Origin of the sequence: Bdellovibrio sp. HCB274 (assembly GCF_047306075.1) — a bacterium.
Classification (GTDB): domain Bacteria; phylum Bdellovibrionota; class Bdellovibrionia; order Bdellovibrionales; family Bdellovibrionaceae; genus Bdellovibrio.
This window is the reverse complement of the sequence record NZ_CP178623.1, coordinates 766,303-783,949: the sequence shown is the minus strand read 5'-3', so window position 1 is coordinate 783,949 and position 17,647 is coordinate 766,303. Positions and strand designations below refer to the sequence as shown.

The following is a 17,647-nucleotide window of genomic DNA, read 5'->3' as shown; positions in this document are numbered from 1 at the left end:
ACAAACGTTCCGAACAAGATTCCGTTAAGTTTCCAACAAATTCCTGTTTTGTACGTGATGATCCATGAAATTTCATCGGAAGTTATTTGGAGCCCAATACAATGGCTATGAAAACAATTGTAATTTTCCGAACTTTAATTAATTGCTTCTCTGTAGCGATACAAATTTTACGCAAAAAAAGAGGCCGTGCGCTCATTACGCACGGCCTCTTAGATTTTGCTGTGTAAAGTATTTTTACTTTATGCTGTCCGCATCTTGTTGAAACGATAACGATATTTCAACAGATGATTTTTGATCCACCGTTCTGCCTTATTAAAATCGAACGGATCTACCAGGGCCAGCATCGTTACCATCATCACCCATTCGAACATTGGAATGCTCATCACAATTTCAATTCCGATATGAAGACCTATGCCAGATAACAGTACCCAGTATCTTAAATCCTTGAACCAAACCAGTGTTCCCATCGCGAACTCCACGATCAGAGTAGACCATGTCATCAGTTTAATTATCATTAGATTGTTCAACAAAGGCACTGGGAAACGCACAAACTCATCCAGACGAGTTGCTACATACACCGCTGTACCATCCACCCAGTGATTGCCTTTGATTTTAAACAGAACCGTCGCGATATAAATCACGCAGAACTGAATTTGAATCAAGCGTACCGCCCAGGGTCTTGCCATAGCAGGTGCCGTGACTCCATAGCGAATTCTGGAAATCCAGCGGTCCAACGAATAAGCTTTACCAGCCGCCGAAAACATCATGAAGAATAAAATATTCCGCAAAACGATGTCTCCGCTATTCAGAATAAAATCATTTCGATTCTGAAAGGACAGTAGAGTTAGATACGCCACAATCATCGAAGTTCGCGTAAACAAACCCAAACTCACTCCGATCGCTGCAAGCAAATTAACAATCGCAAGCAAAGCAGGAACGCGGGGATCGTTCGGCATCAGATCAAACAAACTAAAACGCCATGAAGAGCCATACTCCAAGGATGTTTTCAGAGTTACGAGACCATCGACTCCCCAAAACACATCAAGGTAACTCCAAATCATGTACCAGTTAAAAATCAGCAGCATGCCAAACAAGACACGCATCAGGCCCAGATGCTCTACTGGCTGAGGTTCAAAAAAGAAGTCCTGAATCGCTTTAATTATTGTGGCTGATTTCATACTTTTCCTTTTTTGCTGGATAGAAATAGAAAACACTTTCGCGTTCGTACTTACCGCTCATATCACCATGACGAACAAAGAACTTGTTCGGATCCTGCACATAGTTGTAGTAGCGATAAAACTGAAGCTTTTCGACTTCACGCTTGCGTCCCGCCGCTTCGATCTGATTTACATTTCTTGCCACATAGCGGGCGACATCAAACCAGATCTCCTCGTTTTTTTCCGGCATCAGATACTCTTGGGTGAATTTGCGATAACGGTCACCACCGATCACCTTCGAGAAACCATCCATCTGCGTGGGCCGTGGCAGTGACCACTTTTCAACACTCTTGTCTTTGAATAGAATTTCGACTTCGACATAGGAATTTAAGGACATCGGATTGGGAGCAAACATACTCCAGGGCTGCTCCAGCCCCACGACATCAATATAGTATCCAAAGGTTCGCAGAATTCTTCGCCCCAATTCACTGCGATCAGGAAATGACGCTGTCATTATGATCATCAGATTAAAGGCTATGAAGCCGGAAATCGCTACGAGTTTCACCCGTTCCCAGTAACGTGCCATATTTTCTCCCATTGTTTTTTAGCAGACGGAAGTTACTGGAGCGGAAGCTTCGGGGGCAATTTGCAATCCTGAAATATCTGTTACAAATCGGACAGCAGAAACAAAAAAGCCCACTTTTCGAGTGGGCTGCGGACATCGTGTACTTGATTCTTATTTTCTTTGATAGTCATCCTGATAACGAACAATATCGTCTTCGCCAAAATAAGTACCGAGCTGCACTTCCACGAACTCCAGCATCTCGTCAGAGTTGTTGCGCATACGGTGTTTCGCGCCCAGTGGAATATGCACATGGGATCCAGCTTTCACCGGAATCACCTTATCATCCAAAACCACTTCGCCTTTGCCTTGCGTGATGGTCCAATGCTCCTCGCGCTTAGCGTGGCTTTGCAAAGACAATTGCGAGTGAGGATTCACTCGAATCACTTTTGATTTAAAGAACTCGGTATCTTTTAGAATTTCAAAATATCCCCAAGGGCGATATTCGTAGACATGCTCTTTTACCAGCGAGGACTTTTGTTGAGCCAATGATTCAACCACATAACGGACATCCTGAGACTGGCCTTTTTTAACCAGCATCAATGCATCCTTCGTGTCGACGACGATCACATCATCAATACCGATGGCTGAGTAGTTTTTCGCCGGATCGCCGAATACAAAGTTACCATGGCCTTTGACGTTCAACACGTCCTGCCCTTTTTGCAAGGAAGCCACTGCATCCCACGATCCCACATCGTTCCAACCGAACTCTGAAGGAATACACGCCAGCTCATCGCCGCCCAGTTTTTCCATGATTGCATAGTCGATCGAAATGCCCTGAACATTGGAGTAGATTTCTTCCAGGTTGGAAGCATCCGCTTTCAATGCTGAAACTGTCGCCCAAAGTTCCGGCTGCAATTTTTCAAATAAAGAAATCATATGCGAAGCTTTGAACACAAAGATTCCCGCATTCCAGCTGAAGCTTCCCTGAGTCAAAAACTCTTTCGCTTTTTCTAGAGCTGGCTTTTCGTGGAATTTAACCACGGAATAAGCTTTCAATCCGTCGACCTCTTTAAGGCTGACGGCTTTGGTCTGAATATAGCCATAACCCGTTTCAGGATAGGAAGGTGTGATCCCCAAAGTGACCACTTTGTTGGTGCTGGCAACGGAGGCCGCGAAATTCACGACTTTCAAAAATGCCTGTTCTTTGGAAATCAAATGATCCGAAGGAAAAATCCCCACGATTTCATTTCCCAGCCCCTGCAAATCCAAAAGTTTGCAAAGCACTGCGATCGCAGGTGCCGTGTTCTTGCCATAAGGCTCGTAAACCACGCGCACATCGTTCATCTTGTTTGTTTGAAGATTGATCTCGGTCAGATTCTGCAACGCTTTGGAAGTCACAATCCATGGAGTGCCCATTTTCTGGCATCTTTCCAGGGTCATGGTTTGCAGCGGTTTTTCAAAAATCGTGCAGAATTGTTTTGGCATTTGCTGACGGGAAACCGGCCACAAACGCGTGCCACTTCCACCAGATAATACTACAGGAATCATAGGACCTCCGAACATTGGGGAAACATCTTAACACTAGAGCTAAAAACAGGGTATTCCCTACCCCGCTTGGCCCGGGATGTCATAGGTTATTTTACTTCAAAAGTAGAGTTTAAAGCCTCTTTACAGTATGAATGGGACCTATGATTAAAAAGACCAAAAAGATTGCAGCACAGTTAATAAAAATCCTGTTTGCGGCCGGCATTATTTACTGGCTGGTACAATCGGGAAAATTAAATTTCTCAGCTCTAAGCAATCTCCTGAACCCGGGCATCATGGCTCTTTCTGCTGGCATTGTGCTATTGAACTTTTTCCTGGCCAGCGAACGCTGGAGAGTATTGGTTAAATCCCAGGGCATTCCTGCCAAAGCCTGGTCCTCCTTTAAGCTGACTCTTATTGGGCAGTTCTTTAACTTTGCCATGCCCGGCGGTGTGGGCGGCGACGTTATCAAGGCATTCTATTTCACACGCGAGTTTCCCGGCACAAAAGTTGTTGCTGCGACCAGCGTCCTGATCGACCGCGTTCTGGGTCTGTACGCAATGATTTTGCTGGCACTGATCGTGATGATTTACGACTTTGCCCACGTCAGCCACGTTTCCACTCTGATGAATCTGTTTTATTTTATCGTGGCATTGTTTGTGGCTTTTTCGATTGCCCTAAGTCTGGTCTTTTCGACGAAAGTTTATGACCGTCAGATTTTGAAAAAAATCATTCGCAAGCTTCCGCTTTCTGAAAAGTTCATGAAAATTTATGAAAGCCTGCACCTGTACGGAAATCACATCCCCCGCATTATTCAGGTCATCGTTCTAAGTTTGGTCGCACAGACAACAGCGATTCTGTTTTTATATATGGTGGGAATGGTTTCAGGATTTTCGGAAATTCCAGCAAAAACTTATTTCCTGGTCGCTCCCCTGGGCTTTATGGCTACAGCGATTCCGATTTCGCCAGCAGGCGTGGGCGTGGGTCAGGCCGCTTTCTATTTCCTGTTTAACGTTTACACTGGCAAATCCACAGACGTGGGGCCTACGACGATCACAGCATTCCAAGTGAGCTCTTTCGTCGTAAGCTTGCTGGGAGCATTCTTTTATATGCGCTACAAGCGCCCTAAGGATATTGCTGAAGCCGAAGAAATGGCCTGATAGTTAAATCCCGAATTTGCAGCGCGGAACTTTTCCAGAGTTTCGCGTTCCTGCTCCATCTTTTCAGATTTAAATAAGTAGCACTTACCGACACCGGCTGAAAAAGCGGCAACCAGATCCGTGGCGCTGTCGCCGACCATGATCGAATTCTGCATATCGACCTTCAGCTTTTCTTTCACCAGTTGAAACATTCCAGCCCTCGGTTTGCGCAAGCCCGCAAAGATACGACCCTCAGGAACAGATTCATTTTCAATAAATGACGACCAGACACATTCGTCTATCCAGGCCCCTTGCTCAGCTAAAAGCTTTAGCATTCTTTGATGAACGGATTTGTATTCGCCCCAGGAAATTCGCCCCCGGCCAATTCCAGACTGATTCGTGACTAAAGCGACCCAATAACCCGCTGCATGAGCCTTCTTGATCAGCTCCACAACTTCAGGAATCAATTCAACGTGCTCAGGATCTTTATTGTAGGGAACATTTCGAACAACGACATCATCGCGATCCAAAAACAGACACGGCGTGAAATCAGAATCCACACCCGCCCAGTTTTCAATCAGGGAATCAAACTGTGCTGACAAACTTTGCCAAAATGCCAACCACGAAGTCAGATCCGCCGTGTGCCACAGGTAATCCACTGTAGCTGGCATATCTGATTTTGAAGAAACCCAAACGCGCTGTCCCTGCACATGGGAATCTATAGAGCGCAAAACAGAATCCTGACCATCGAAAAAGAAAATTAAATCGTGCGCTCCTGTGCGGTAGTTTCCGCGAACAAAGTCACTTTCTTTGCGAACAGTGAACGGAATCTTTCCCGAAAACAGCTGCGACAAAGGCTGAAGCCATTTTGTAAGATCCTGCGGAGCCTGGTTTTCAATAAATACCAGCACTCCCCCCATTCGAACTGTATCTGCAACTAACTGTGCCCATGATTTCATACCTAAAAACATACGACAAACGCCAGGGACTGTCCTCGCTTTTCACTTGCCGCCACGCATTTTTGTCATAAACTTTATAGAGTTTCAGAATCAGACCTTCACCGCGAGGACCCTATGACGTTGCTTTTAAAACAGCTCTTCAATTTTATTAAACTTCTGAATTCAGACACCGACACCATGCCATTGGCTTTTGGTTTGTCATTGGGACTGCTTTTGGGATTTGCACCTTTTTTCTCAATTCAAACAGCCATCGTGTTGTTTATCGTTTTTGTATTCCGCGTGCAATTGGGGGCGGCTTTCATCTCCGCATTCTTTTTTAAATTCATCGCCTTCTTATTCGACGTGCCCGCTCATCATCTGGGTAAGGTCGTACTTGAATTGGAAAGTTTACGACCCTTGTTCGTCAGCATGTACAATATGCCGTTCGTGCCGATGACTCGTTTTAACAACAGCATCGTCATGGGTTCCATGATTGTCTCCATCTTGCTTTTCCCATTTGCTTACTACGGCTTCAAAGCTTTGATTCTGGCTTATCGTGCTGCTGTAGTGGCGCGCTTTAAAGGCACCAAATTCTGGAAAGCATTAACTGCTACGAAATTTTATGTTTGGTACACCAAGTACGACGAACTTTACGGGAAATAGGACGTAACCATGGCAAACACACAAACACCCGCACAAACTAAAAAGAAAAAAGGCATCATCCGCTGGGGCGCCCTGGTTCCTTTCGTGATCTTCTGTCTTATCGTTGGACTTTATTTCCACTTCTTCTTTGACGGTCACCTTCGTCGCGCTATGGAGTGGGGTGGATACAAAGCACTTGGCGCTGAAGTAAACATTGCCGATCTTAAGACAAGCTTCTTTGACGCCCATATCAGCATCAAAGGTATCGAGTTCACAGACGCTGAAAAACCCACTCACAACTCCCTGAAGATTGGCGAAATTCGCTTTGGTATGTTGTGGGACGCCCTATTGCGCGTGAAATACGTGGTGAATGAAGCCGTGGTCGAACAAATCGAATTCGGCGTCAAAAGAGCCCGCCCTGGAAAAGTGGCGCCGCCGCCTCCAGTCTCCAACGAGCCCGGAGTTTTAGCAGCTGAAAGTGACAAGCTTAAAACTCAGGCCAAAAAAGAGCTGGATGCCCAATATGGCGAAAACGTTCTGGGAGATGTGATAGCCATGCTGGGCGGTACGGATCCGAATGCTCAACTGCAAAAGCTGCAGGAATCGCTTCCATCCAAGGCCATGATTGAGAAATTCGAAAAAGATCTTCAGGCAAAACAAAAAGGCTGGGATGAGCGTCTTAAAACATTGCCTCAGGAAAAAGACATCAAGGCCTTGGGTGATCGTTTAAATAAAGTCCAATACAAGGACTTTAAAAACCCCCAGGAAATCGCTAGTTCCATCCAAACACTTGATGGTATCTACAAAGATGCCGACGGCAAATACAAGCAATTGCAAGCAGTCAGTGATGATCTGGGCAAGGATCTAAAAACCCTGCAATCCCAATACGGCGAAATTGAAAAACAGGTAAAGACCGATATCAAATCTTTGGAGCAACACTTCCGCATTCCGCAGGTGGATGCCAAGGCTTTGACGATGGCGGTATTCAATCGCTATCTGGAACCTTATAAAGCTAAGTTCTTCCGATACAAATCTTTGGCAGAGAAATATCTGCCACCTAAATTTGTGAATAAAAAAGATGGCACAAAAGAGGAAGAAGTTGCGATCCAGCCTCATCCTCGTGAAGAAGGCATCTCTTACGAATTCGGTCGCCCGAATTCCTATCCGATGTTTTGGGTTAAACGCACAGCAGTCAGCTCGCAAGCGGGTTTGACGCCAAACTCGGGCAACGTTAAAGGCGAGATTCTGGATATCACTTCCAATCAGCGCCTGGTGGGCCGTCCCACTATTGCAACTTTGGCTGGCGACTTTCCTGCCATGGAAGTTCTGGGGTTCCTGTTAAAACTATCCATGGATAATCGTCAGGAAGATTCCATCATCGATTACCAATTCAAAGTCGCATCCTATGCGATTGAAGGAAAAGATCTGGTGAAGAGCCCCGACGTGAAAATCGCCTTCAACAAAGCTCACGGCGAAATGGGCATTCAGGGCTCGTTAGTCGGCTTTAAAAACCTGGCAGTGGATTTCGATAACAAGTTCACGAAAATCGACTATGCGGTTTCATCGACAAATAATATTGCCGATGAAATTCTAAAAGCCGTCTTTGCCGGAATTCCTGTGGTGACTTTGACTGCCAAAGGCCAGGGCAATCTTCCTAACGTGCCATTGTCCATTAACTCGAATTTGGGACCGGAACTTTCCAAGGGATTCGAAAAGCAGATTCAGGCAAAAGTTGATGAGGCCCGCAAAAAGATAGAAGCTTATGTAGAGCAGGAGATCGGCAAACAAAAAGCCCAGGTTGAAGCGCAAATCAATCAGTTCAGATCGCAGTTCGACAACGAAGTAAAAAAAGCCCAGGCACAATTGGATACGCAGAAAAAACAGGCTGAATCAAAAATCGAAACAGCCAAAAAAGATGCGGAAAACCAGGGTCGTAAGCAGCTGGAAAAAGAAGGACAAAAGGCCGTCGACGAATTGAAAAAACGTTTCGGCCTTTAGACTTCCACTTTCGTCAGAATTTCTTTTAATAAACTGATATCAACGGGTTTGCTTAAGTACGCATCAAACCCGTTGTTTCGGCAGTCAACCTGACCTTCTGCTGTCGCTTGGGCTGTCACAGCGACAATCAATCCTTTGTATCCGCTTTCTCTTAACAATGCCGTCGCCTGATAACCATCCATCACCGGCATCTTGATATCCATCAGAATAACATCAAACTTTTTCTGAAGAGCGCGCTGCACTCCCGTCTGCCCGTTTTCACTGGTCTCAACCCGGGCGCCTTCGCGTTGCAGATATCTGGCCATCAAAACACGCAAATCGTCAGAATCATCCACCACCAGAATTTCGCGGTTCTTCAAAAGATCACTGTGCTGGGGAATGGAAATTTCCTGGCGTGACTGGCGGTTGATTTCCTCAGGGGACACCAGTTTCAGATCAGAGGCTTTGCCTACCGGGAGTACAAACTCAAAAGCACTTCCCTGCCCCAGGGCTGAATGCAGCAGCATTAAATCCCCGCCCATACCGCGCGCCAACTGCCGGCTTAGAGCTAACCCCAGGCCCGATCCGGGAACGCGTTGAACATCGGGGTTCTCGCCCCGCACGAACGGCTCAAAAAGCTGTCCTTGCGTGCTTGCATCCATTCCCAAGCCTTTGTCGGCAACAGTGATACTGATAAAACCATTTTCATTCTGCTCGACAAATCGGGCCCGCACGGTCACTTCGCCATAGCCCATGTACTTCACTGCGTTTGACAACAGGTTGATCAACACCTGTCTAAAGCGCACCGGATCTGACGAAATCAACGACGGAAAGTCCGTTTCAAATTTTAACGACAACAGGTGTTTTGAACCATCCAGTGTGGAGCGCATCATCGATAGCGAATCTTCCAGCTCCAGACTTGGGCTCATCGAGCACGACTGGAAATACAATCCCTTGCTTTGAATCTTGGATAAATCCAAAAGATCATTGACCAAGGTGACCATGAATTTTCCCTGACGATGAATCGCCTCCACATCAAGGCGATTCTGCGCTTGCAACTCTGGACTGCCCAACAACGTCTCGGCATATCCCAAGATAGAGGAAATCGGCGTGCGAATTTCATGACTCGCGTTCGCCAGCAATACAGATTTACCGCGGTTGGCGGCCTCGTGAACGTCACGCTCGCGGCGCAATTTGTCTTCATTTTTTTTAGTTGTGATATCCCAGGCAATTCCGGTCATGCGAAAGGCTGTCTTTACATCCTTGAAAATTCGACCTTTGATTGCGATGTAGCGAACGGAATTGTTTTTGTCTTTAAACTCCACTTCAGCATCCAGATCGCCCTGACTGACGAAATGATTTTTCAAAATTTCCAGAAGCTGAGCGGGGCCTTCCGGAAACAGCTGAATGTTACCATTGTATTCCAGCTCCCCGGTTTCCACATACCAGTCCCAGGATAACGCTTCGCTGGAGGCCATGGACATTCTAAGATGCTCTTCGCTTTTTTTAAGCTGATAATCCATGGAGATCATCTGTAAAATGGAGCGGTTCAGATTGCGCCCGATAAAGGCCAGCAATACCAGGTAAAATAAAATCAACACGCCCAGCACCTGATGGTTAGGGACTTCCGATACAAATAAAAATCCGGCACTCCAACCCGCCAGCGCAGGGCCCACCAGACAAGCCATCGCTTTTTTGGAGGAGACATAGTAAATCAAAGGCCCCGCTGTCATCGCAGCGATGATCAACGCCGCCACAGCCTGCACTGAAACACTGGGACTGGTGGAAGCCATGGCTCCGCAAAATCCCCAGCCCAAACCAGAAATCAATAACTGCGAGCAAAGCAGATACTCCCAGAATTTCAGCTGCTGTTTGCTGGTCACTGTGTGCTTCACGCGGTTCCATCTCCACAAAGACAGAACACGGATCGTGGCCGTGCCCAACATGACAGACATCCACCCGATTAAAACCTCATGAGGGAATTCATTCCAGGTCACCCACAGAAACGCGATCACATTTCCACTAATGGCAAAAGCACCTTTCAAGTGTTCCTGATAAATAAGATTCAGTTTTCTAACTTGAAACTCGATACTCTCCTCGGAACGAGAAGAGCGTGCGAAGGGATTAAACGAATAAAGCTTTGCCATATGTGCGGTCTATCAATCTACTTTGGAATTATCAATGTGCTTGTCCATTTGTAATGGAGTAACGATGAGGTCAGATTTTCAAATCAATACGATGGAACTGAGTAATTTCACTTTTCCTGAAAGGGAAATTTTATGTCCATCATTCGATCATCTCTATTTTTCTTTCAAAAGTTTCGTAGAGGTTCTTTGCAGGACCTGAACAGGAGTTCGACGCTAATTCGTAAATTATTAATATCATTAGGTATTTTGACTCGCATTTTATGTTTTCTCTTTTTTTGATGTCAAAGCACGTGCTAGCATTTTTATGAGGTAGCAATATGAAAACGATGAATCTTAAAAATCTTCTGATCCTTAGTGTGATGACAGCTGCAACTGCAGCCTGCTCCAAGATGGAGTTCTCGCCCGCACCTTTGGAAATGGCTTCATCCGTACCAGGCACTTCGGTAAGTTTCTCTCAAGTCGTAGGATACGGTAATAAGCAAGTCGACTTCCTTATAGTGTTCGACGACTCAAACTCCATGCTTCCCGATCTTAAAAAGCTCGCAGCAGGCCTTGGAGACTTCGTGGGCTCACTGGAAAGCTCGGGCATCGACTGGCAAATGTGTATGACCACGACTCGCGCTATGAATTCCGTTTGGGGATTTTCAGCAGACTGGGTGGGGTACTCACCGACATCAGGAACTCCTGCATATCTATTAAAAAAGGGAACTCCTAACCTGACTAATATTTTTGAAAACACTGTGAACACCATGGCGATTGGTGGTTCGGGCTCAGCGGATGAACGCGGTCTGAAAGCCACGTACAATCACTTTGCTTTGGCAGGCTCCAACGGCTGCTATCGTTCTGGTGCCGCACTTTCTGTGATTATCGTATCTAATGAAGATGAACGCTCTGTCGGTGGAGATCCATCGAAGGTGAAAGCGAACGATGCGGTTGGAAGCTTGATTCCGCTGGAAGCAGAAGACATGCCGGAAAATGTTGTAGCCATGGCGAAACAAAAGTTCGGTAGCGATGTGCGCTTTACCTTTAACAGCATCATCGTTAAACCCGGCGATAAATCCTGCGAAGCCATGCAGGACGCGGCATCCGCCTCCCCAAGCCACGAAGGTGTTTACTATGAAAAGCTCTCGGTACTTACTGACGGTGGTGTTGGAAGTATTTGTGACTCAAGCTTCGCGAACAATCTGAACACGTTCCGCGACAAGATCGTGAACTCGATGACTCACATGACTCTGCAATGTGTGCCTGCTGCAGGTACGGTACAAATCAAGATCAACGGGGCTAACTTCACGAAATTCACGGTTGCCGGCCAGGTGTTGAAGTTCAACTCGCCGCTGGTTGAAGGAACAAAAATCGATCTGGCTTTCGACTGCCAGTAATCCCGATTCCTTCCTGAATTTAAAATTGAAAACCGTTAAAAATGAAAAAGCCAGGGACAAAGGAATTGTCTCTGGCTTTTCGGCATTCAGTTTTACTTAAGATTTTTACTTTTTGATTTCAAATCCTAAATCCGGCTTAGCGCCGTCGTTCAATTTAATTTGAATCTCCGTCCCTATTTTGCAGTTAACAGGGACTTCATGTACTCGACAGAATCCTTGGTGTGCCAGTCGATAGAGCCCACAAGCTTCTTCACCAGCTTCATATCTTTGTCCAAGACCAATGATTCCGGCAGACGAGAAACATCAAACATCTTCATCAAACTGCGATCCTGATCATAGACGATCTTGATGTTTGCGCCCTTTAATTCAGGGAAAGATTTCAGGAAGACATGGATGTCTTCTTCGTTGCTGTCACCGGAAACCGCGATCAACTGAACATCGCCTTTAAATTCATTGATCAACTTGATCAGCGAAGGCACTTCCTCGACACAAGGTCCACACCAGGAAGCCCAGAAATTAAGTATGACCACTTTCCCCTTCATCGAATGAAGTTCAAAAGTCTGCCCGTCCAGGGATTTGGAAGTAAAATTAGGAGCGCCCTCGGTTTCCATTTTATCAACCGAGGAAATCGTCGCAGGGCTTTGCTCTACGCGACTCATGAAAAATCGATCAAAGGCCCACACAGCCAATCCACCGAGTACCAGAACCAAAACCAGCGCTTTTAGATGTTGTTTCATTGATGTTCCTCCAGTTGGTAAAATACCAAAAAAAAACCCAGGTTGCCCTGGGTTTTTTGAAAATCGGTTTTGATTCTCGAAATTAAGCGCGAGATTTAGCGCGTGCTTTCTTTTGAGTTTTCTTAACAGTTTTCTTTTTAGCAGCTACAGTTTTTGTAGTCGCTTTTTTCGCTTTAGAAGCTGCTTTTTTAGCTGGCTTTTCAGTAGCTTTAGCAGTTTTTTCTTCTTTAGCAGCTGTTTTAGCTTCGAAATCGTAGTCTACGAACTCAAGGAACGCCATCTCAGCAGTGTCACCTGGGCGACGACCGATTTTGATGATGCGAGTGTAACCACCTGGACGAGAAGCAAAACGAGGAGCCAAGTCCTTCATGATGATGCTTACTACGTTTTTATTTGGGTAGCGAGACAACAACAAACGAGTTGTGTTCAAGTCACCTTTTTTACCCAAAGTGATAGCGCGCTCAACGTGACGGCGAGTTTCTTTCGCACGGTCAACAGTTGTAGTGATACGGCCGTGCTCTACTAGAGACTCAACCAAACCGCGCAACAACGCTTTTCTAGGGCCAGATTTACGATCGAAATGCTTTACTCTTCTTCTGTGTGAACTCATATGTTCTCCGGTTAAAACGTGGGGACCGTATCAGGTATCCTCACGAAGAACACTCAAGCGGAATTGCTCGGTGTTGCTTTTTCGGGCTCCAGCCCTCATCAACTCCCCGAGAGGAGTTGATGCCATCACGTGCTTGTGATTACTGTTGTGTTTCTCTTTTTACTGGTGGTTGAGAAGGATCCCAACCTGGAGGCGGCCAACCTTCGATTTTCATACCAAGGCCAAGACCCATCTCGCCCAAGATCTCTTTGATCTCGTTCAAAGACTTGCGTCCAAAGTTTTTAGTTTTAAGCATCTCTGCTTCAGAACGGACAACCAACTCACCGATGTAACGGATGTTAGCGTTTTTCAAGCAGTTCGCAGAACGAACAGAAAGCTCAAGATCGTCAACAGAACGGAACAAGTTCTCGTTCAATGAAGGCGAACCTAGCTCGCGAGATTCTTCAACTGGCTCCATGCTTTCATCGAAAGTAAGGAAGATTTGAAGTTGTTCTTTCATGATTTTAGAAGAAAGAGCAACCGCTTCGTCCGGCTTCAATGAACCATCAGTCCATACTTCCAAAGTCAATGCATCGTAGTCAGTTCTTTGACCAACGCGCGCATTAGAAACATTGTAGTTAACTTTACGGATTGGGCTGTAAAGAGCGTCAACACCGATGAAGCCAACTGGAAGATCAGTTTCTCTGTTTTCAACAGGAACATAACCACGACCGAAGCTAACAACGATTTCCGCGCTGAAAGATGCGTTCGCGCCCAAAGTAGCGATGTGAAGATCTGGGTTCAAAACTTCGATCTTATCAGAAACTTGGATATCCGCTGCAGTAACTTTGCCTGGACCTTTTTTAGAGATCTTCAAAGTCAAAGAGTCAGAAGTGTACTGTTTGAAACGTACTTCTTTAAGGTTCAAGATAATGTCAGTAACATCTTCAAGAACGTCTGGGATCGTAGTGAACTCGTGCAATACGCCTTCGAATTTAACCGCAGTAATTGCAGAACCCATCATAGAGCTAAGAAGAATTCTTCTTAGGGAGTTACCAAGAGTAACGCCGAAACCTCTTTCAAGCGGACGGATAATGAATTTTGCGTAGTCATCACGAAGAGTATCACGATCAACCTCAAATCCCTTTGGTTTGATCATTTCTCTCCAAAACTTATAATAATGCTCTTGCATGGATCCCCCGAGAGGTTAATTAATCTGAGTTGTTTTTGTTAAAAAACGTTAGGAGTAAACTAGTTCACTCTCCATTCAACTCGAAATGGACGTTTTTAACAAGCTGTCTTGCTTCGCGGCACGGTTTTTGAATCAAGCTGCATGAAACTCATACAGCTCATCAAAAATCTAAAGAACTTCAAACCAAACAAGCGACACCCAAAGGAGTCGCCTATTAGTAATTAGATTCTTCTGCGCTTAGGAGGACGGCAACCATTGTGCGGAACAGGAGTGATATCTTTAAGAGTCAAGATTCTCATGCCTGTAGCAGCCAAAGCACGGATCGCTGGTTCACGACCAGCGCCTGGGCCTTTAAGGTATACGTCAACGGCTTTCATGCCAGCTTCCATAGCCTTTTTTGCTGCGTCTTCTGCTGCAACTTGCGCTGCGAATGGAGTACCTTTACGGCTACCTTTGAAACCAAGGTGACCTGCAGATGACCAAGAAACCGTAGCTCCAGATGGATCTGTCATAGTAACGATAATGTTACCGAAGCCAGCCTGGATGTAGCAGTTCCCTTGAGGAACGTTTCTTTTAACTTTTTTCTTAGCAACTGTTTTGTTTTTATTTTCAGTGTTCATCGCTAATTCCCTTTAACTACACGGCTTTTTTCTTGTTAGCTACCGTCTTCTTAGGACCTTTGCGAGTACGTGCATTAGAACGAGTGTTCTGACCACGAACTGGCAAGCCTTTACGATGGCGGATACCGCGATAACAGTTTAGATCCATCAAACGCTTAATAGATTGGCCAACTTCACGACGAAGATCACCCTCTACTTTAAAGTTTTGCTCGATGATTCCACGGATTTTTGCGATGTGCTCGTCTGTCAAACCTTCAGTTCTAAGAGTCGAAGGAATGCCAACTTGCTTGCAAATCATAGCTGAACGAGGACGTCCGATCCCGTAGATATAAGTTAGAGCGATTTCAACGCGTTTATTTCTAGGTAAGTCGACACCAAGGATACGTGCCATGATTAACCCTGCCTTTGCTTATGTTTAGGGTTTTCGCAGATAACGCGAATAACGCCTTTTCTTTTAATAACTTTGCACTTGTTACAGATTGCTTTTACTGATGGTCTTACTTTCATAATTGTCTTCCCATACTTGCTAATTTTTTGGTCGAAAAATGACCAAAAAGTACAGCAAAATTACACACGAGGAGTCGGACGCTATCACCGAGAGCTGTTAATGTCTAGAGATAAAATAATAATAAAAGTGGTTAGCTTATTATTTTTTCGATCTCTTTATAGACCTGCTCGGTGTCCCTATTACCGTCGACTTCGATGTATTTTCCTGATTTTTTATAAAACTCTTTTAGTGGGCTAGTGAATTCCTGGTAGGTTTTAAGGCGAGTTTCAATCACATCGGCCTTATCATCATTGCGCTGAATTACTTCACCGCCGCAGTTATCACATTTACCTGCCGTCTTGGTAGGCTTACTGACGATATGGTAGACTGCCCCGCAACTTTTACATACGCGTCTACCTGTTAAACGATCCATCAAAATTTCCATCGGAACTTCCAAAAAAATGGCTTTTCCAATGGAAAGTGTCATCTTATTCAAAAGGTTATCCAAAGCTTCGGCTTGCGCCACAGTTCTTGGAAAACCATCAAGGATAAAGTTTTTTACGCCTTTTTGAAGTACTTCCTCAACCATACCGATAACAATGCTATCTGGAACGAGTTGACCTTTATCCATGTACTCTTGGGCTTTTTTACCTAGGTCAGTTTGACCTTTGATAGCTGCTCTGAACAGATCCCCAGTGCTAATTTGAGTCATTTGCAATCGTTTGATCAACAACTCAGATTGCGTACCTTTACCGGCCCCCGGGGCTCCAAACAGAATCAAGTTCATTAAAATTGAACCCTTCTGCTGCGGATTTTCGCACCTTTCATGAAGCCTTCATATTTTTGAGTGATCATGTGAGATTGAACCTGCTGAGCAGTATCCAAAGCAACACCAACCAAGATCAAAAGTGAAGTACCACCGAAATAGAACGGAAGGCTCATTTGGCTAGCCAGGATACCCGGCATAACGCAAATCGCAGAAAGATAGATACAACCCAATACGTTTACACGCTCAAGAACTTTTTGGATGTAATCCGCAGTGCTCTTACCAGCGCGAACGCCAGGAATGAAGCCGCCGTACTTTTTCAAGTTATCAGCAACGTCGTTTGGATTGAAAACGATCTCTGTATAGAAGAACGAGAAGAATACGATCAAAGCCACGAACATGATATTGAAGATAGTGCCTGATGGATTCAAAGAATCCTGAAGCGCCTTCAACCATGGAGTGTGTACGAACTGAGCCATTGTTGCCGGGAACATTAGCAAAGAACTCGCGAAGATCGGTGGGATAACCCCAGAGAAATTGATTTTAATTGGAAGATGGCTTGTCGGAGTTTGCATAGATTGCATACCGCCGCCGCCAGCACGTTGCGAATACTGAACAGTAATTCTGCGTTGTGCAACTTCCATATAGATAACCGCAGCGATGATTGCGACCATCAGGATCAATAGAAGCAGGATAACCGCGAATTTCATTTCGCCAGAAACCATAAGCTCCCAAAGACGATGAGCGCCTTGAGGAATTGCTGCTGCGATACCAGTGAAGATGATCAAAGATGTACCGTTACCGATACCTCTTTCAGTGATCTGCTCACCCAACCACATGATAAAGCAAGTACCTGCAGTCAAAGTGAGGATTGTCATCAACTGGAATGGAAGGAATGCCACAGTTGGCGCAACCACTAGGGAACGGCCATCCGGGCTTGTAGAGTTCATCAACCAAGTTGAAATACCGTAACCTTGTACGATAGCCAATGCTACAGTCGCATAACGAGTGTATTGATTGATTTTACGACGTCCTGCTTCGCCCTCTTTTTTCAAAGATTCCAAAACTGGAACCGCTGAAGTCAGAAGTTGGAAAATGATGGAAGCAGAGATGTAAGGCATAATTCCCAGCGCAAAGATACTGAACTGGGAAAGAGCACCACCCGTAAAGGTGTTGAAGAGTCCGAAAATCCCCTGGCTTTGAGCCTGGAAGAAAGAAAGCACCGCAGTTCCATCCACGCCAGGCGTTGGAACATGAACTCCGATTCTGTAGACGGCCAATAAGGCCAACGTGAAGAATATACGTTTACGAAGATCCGAATTCTTTGCGATGCTTTCAATTGCAGACACTACTTAATTACCTCGACTTTGCCGCCAGCAGCTTCAATAGCTTTCTTAGCGCTTTCTGAAAATTTGTGAGCTTTTACAGTCAAAGCTGTTTTAAGCTCGCCCATTCCCAAAATCTTAACCGCGCCTTTATTAACAAGTCCAGCGTTGAAAAGAGTTTCAGGAGTTACTTCTCCAGAAAATTTAGCAAGTTGTCCTACGTTGACAATCTCAAAGTTGTTAGCAAACGCAACGTTGCTAAAACCAAATTTTGGCAAACGACGGTGCATAGGTGTTTGACCACCCTCGAAACCACGACGCACAGTACCGCCGGTACGAGCCAATTGACCCTTGTGACCTTTAGTAGATGTACCACCCATACCAGAACCGATACCACGACCGATTCTTTTTGGAGCGTGTTTAGATCCAGCTTTTGGAGCTAGTTGATTAAGCAAGCTCATGG

18 protein-coding genes are annotated in these 17,647 nt (G+C 45.4%); 4 read left to right on the top strand and 14 right to left on the bottom strand.

Annotated features, from left to right (window positions below; translation table 11 throughout):
* Positions 1–239 precede the first annotated feature (239 nt).
* From ACLWNV_RS03900 to ACLWNV_RS03890, 3 genes are all read right to left on the bottom strand, one after another.
* Positions 240–1,178 carry an HTTM domain-containing protein gene (locus ACLWNV_RS03900; RefSeq protein WP_413586589.1) on the bottom strand — a complete coding sequence of 313 codons (939 nt, stop codon included), beginning with the start codon at positions 1,176–1,178 and terminating at the stop codon, positions 240–242.
* Positions 1,156–1,743, bottom strand: a complete 588-nt coding sequence (locus ACLWNV_RS03895) for a hypothetical protein (RefSeq protein ID WP_413586588.1) — start codon at positions 1,741–1,743, stop codon at positions 1,156–1,158. Before ACLWNV_RS03895 ends, ACLWNV_RS03900 begins: the two co-directional genes overlap by 23 nt.
* Before the next feature lie 150 nt (positions 1,744–1,893).
* Entirely contained in the window at positions 1,894–3,270 is a 1,377-nt protein-coding gene (locus ACLWNV_RS03890; RefSeq protein ID WP_413586587.1) for a mannose-1-phosphate guanylyltransferase/mannose-6-phosphate isomerase, read from the bottom strand.
* 140 nt (positions 3,271–3,410) lie between these two features.
* On the opposite strand from ACLWNV_RS03890, the gene ACLWNV_RS03885 reads away from it, so the two are divergent.
* Positions 3,411–4,406 carry a lysylphosphatidylglycerol synthase transmembrane domain-containing protein gene (locus ACLWNV_RS03885; RefSeq protein ID WP_413586586.1) on the top strand — a complete coding sequence of 332 codons (996 nt, stop codon included), beginning with the start codon at positions 3,411–3,413 and terminating at the stop codon, positions 4,404–4,406.
* Here ACLWNV_RS03885 and ACLWNV_RS03880 read toward each other — a convergent pair.
* Positions 4,361–5,344 (bottom strand): D-glycero-alpha-D-manno-heptose-1,7-bisphosphate 7-phosphatase, encoded by a 984-nt coding sequence (locus ACLWNV_RS03880; RefSeq protein WP_413586585.1) that lies wholly within the window; start codon positions 5,342–5,344, stop codon positions 4,361–4,363. The two genes, ACLWNV_RS03885 and ACLWNV_RS03880, sit on opposite strands and share 46 nt — an antisense overlap.
* Before the next feature lie 114 nt (positions 5,345–5,458).
* On the opposite strand from ACLWNV_RS03880, the gene ACLWNV_RS03875 reads away from it, so the two are divergent.
* Together ACLWNV_RS03875 and ACLWNV_RS03870 are read left to right on the top strand one after the other, a co-directional pair.
* Entirely contained in the window at positions 5,459–5,986 is a 528-nt protein-coding gene (locus ACLWNV_RS03875) for a TIGR03546 family protein (RefSeq protein ID WP_413586584.1), read from the top strand.
* 9 nt (positions 5,987–5,995) lie between these two features.
* Complete coding sequence (locus ACLWNV_RS03870) at positions 5,996–7,963, top strand: TIGR03545 family protein (protein ID WP_413586583.1); 1,968 nt, start codon at positions 5,996–5,998, stop codon at positions 7,961–7,963.
* Here the strand turns inward: ACLWNV_RS03870 and ACLWNV_RS03865 are convergent.
* Positions 7,960–10,089 (bottom strand): response regulator, encoded by a 2,130-nt coding sequence (locus ACLWNV_RS03865; RefSeq protein WP_413586582.1) that lies wholly within the window; start codon positions 10,087–10,089, stop codon positions 7,960–7,962. The two genes, ACLWNV_RS03870 and ACLWNV_RS03865, sit on opposite strands and share 4 nt — an antisense overlap.
* Before the next feature lie 317 nt (positions 10,090–10,406).
* On the opposite strand from ACLWNV_RS03865, the gene ACLWNV_RS03860 reads away from it, so the two are divergent.
* A complete protein-coding gene (locus ACLWNV_RS03860) occupies positions 10,407–11,468 on the top strand; it encodes a hypothetical protein (protein WP_413586581.1) in 1,062 nt (353 codons plus the stop codon).
* A 173-nt stretch (positions 11,469–11,641) separates the two neighbouring features.
* Here the strand turns inward: ACLWNV_RS03860 and ACLWNV_RS03855 are convergent, their stop codons facing one another.
* From ACLWNV_RS03855 to rplO, 9 genes are all read right to left on the bottom strand, one after another.
* Entirely contained in the window at positions 11,642–12,205 is a 564-nt protein-coding gene (locus ACLWNV_RS03855) for a TlpA family protein disulfide reductase (protein WP_413586580.1), read from the bottom strand.
* 82 nt (positions 12,206–12,287) lie between these two features.
* On the bottom strand, positions 12,288–12,815 hold the full coding sequence (gene rplQ, locus ACLWNV_RS03850) for a 50S ribosomal protein L17 (RefSeq protein ID WP_413586579.1): 528 nt from the start codon (positions 12,813–12,815) through the stop codon (positions 12,288–12,290).
* A 139-nt stretch (positions 12,816–12,954) separates the two neighbouring features.
* Positions 12,955–13,986, bottom strand: coding sequence for a DNA-directed RNA polymerase subunit alpha (locus ACLWNV_RS03845; RefSeq protein ID WP_413586578.1), 1,032 nt, complete (start codon positions 13,984–13,986; stop codon positions 12,955–12,957).
* A gap of 221 nt (positions 13,987–14,207) precedes the next feature.
* A complete protein-coding gene (gene rpsK, locus ACLWNV_RS03840) occupies positions 14,208–14,606 on the bottom strand; it encodes a 30S ribosomal protein S11 (protein ID WP_413577473.1) in 399 nt (132 codons plus the stop codon).
* 16 nt (positions 14,607–14,622) lie between these two features.
* Positions 14,623–14,997 carry a 30S ribosomal protein S13 gene (gene rpsM / locus ACLWNV_RS03835; protein WP_340599068.1) on the bottom strand — a complete coding sequence of 125 codons (375 nt, stop codon included), beginning with the start codon at positions 14,995–14,997 and terminating at the stop codon, positions 14,623–14,625.
* A 2-nt stretch (positions 14,998–14,999) separates the two neighbouring features.
* Positions 15,000–15,113: a 50S ribosomal protein L36 gene (gene rpmJ, locus ACLWNV_RS03830; RefSeq protein ID WP_011165332.1), complete on the bottom strand. Its 114-nt coding sequence runs from the start codon at positions 15,111–15,113 to the stop codon at positions 15,000–15,002.
* 131 nt (positions 15,114–15,244) lie between these two features.
* Positions 15,245–15,880: an adenylate kinase gene (locus ACLWNV_RS03825; RefSeq protein WP_413586577.1), complete on the bottom strand. Its 636-nt coding sequence runs from the start codon at positions 15,878–15,880 to the stop codon at positions 15,245–15,247.
* The gene (gene secY, locus ACLWNV_RS03820; RefSeq protein ID WP_413586576.1) at positions 15,880–17,208 is read right to left on the bottom strand and encodes a preprotein translocase subunit SecY; all 1,329 of its coding nucleotides are present in this window, start codon (positions 17,206–17,208) and stop codon (positions 15,880–15,882) included. Before secY ends, ACLWNV_RS03825 begins: the two co-directional genes overlap by 1 nt.
* Positions 17,208–17,645, bottom strand: coding sequence for a 50S ribosomal protein L15 (gene rplO, locus ACLWNV_RS03815; protein ID WP_340599065.1), 438 nt, complete (start codon positions 17,643–17,645; stop codon positions 17,208–17,210). The genes secY and rplO overlap by 1 nt, the downstream gene beginning before the upstream one ends.
* Between the last annotated feature and the right edge of the window lie 2 nt (positions 17,646–17,647).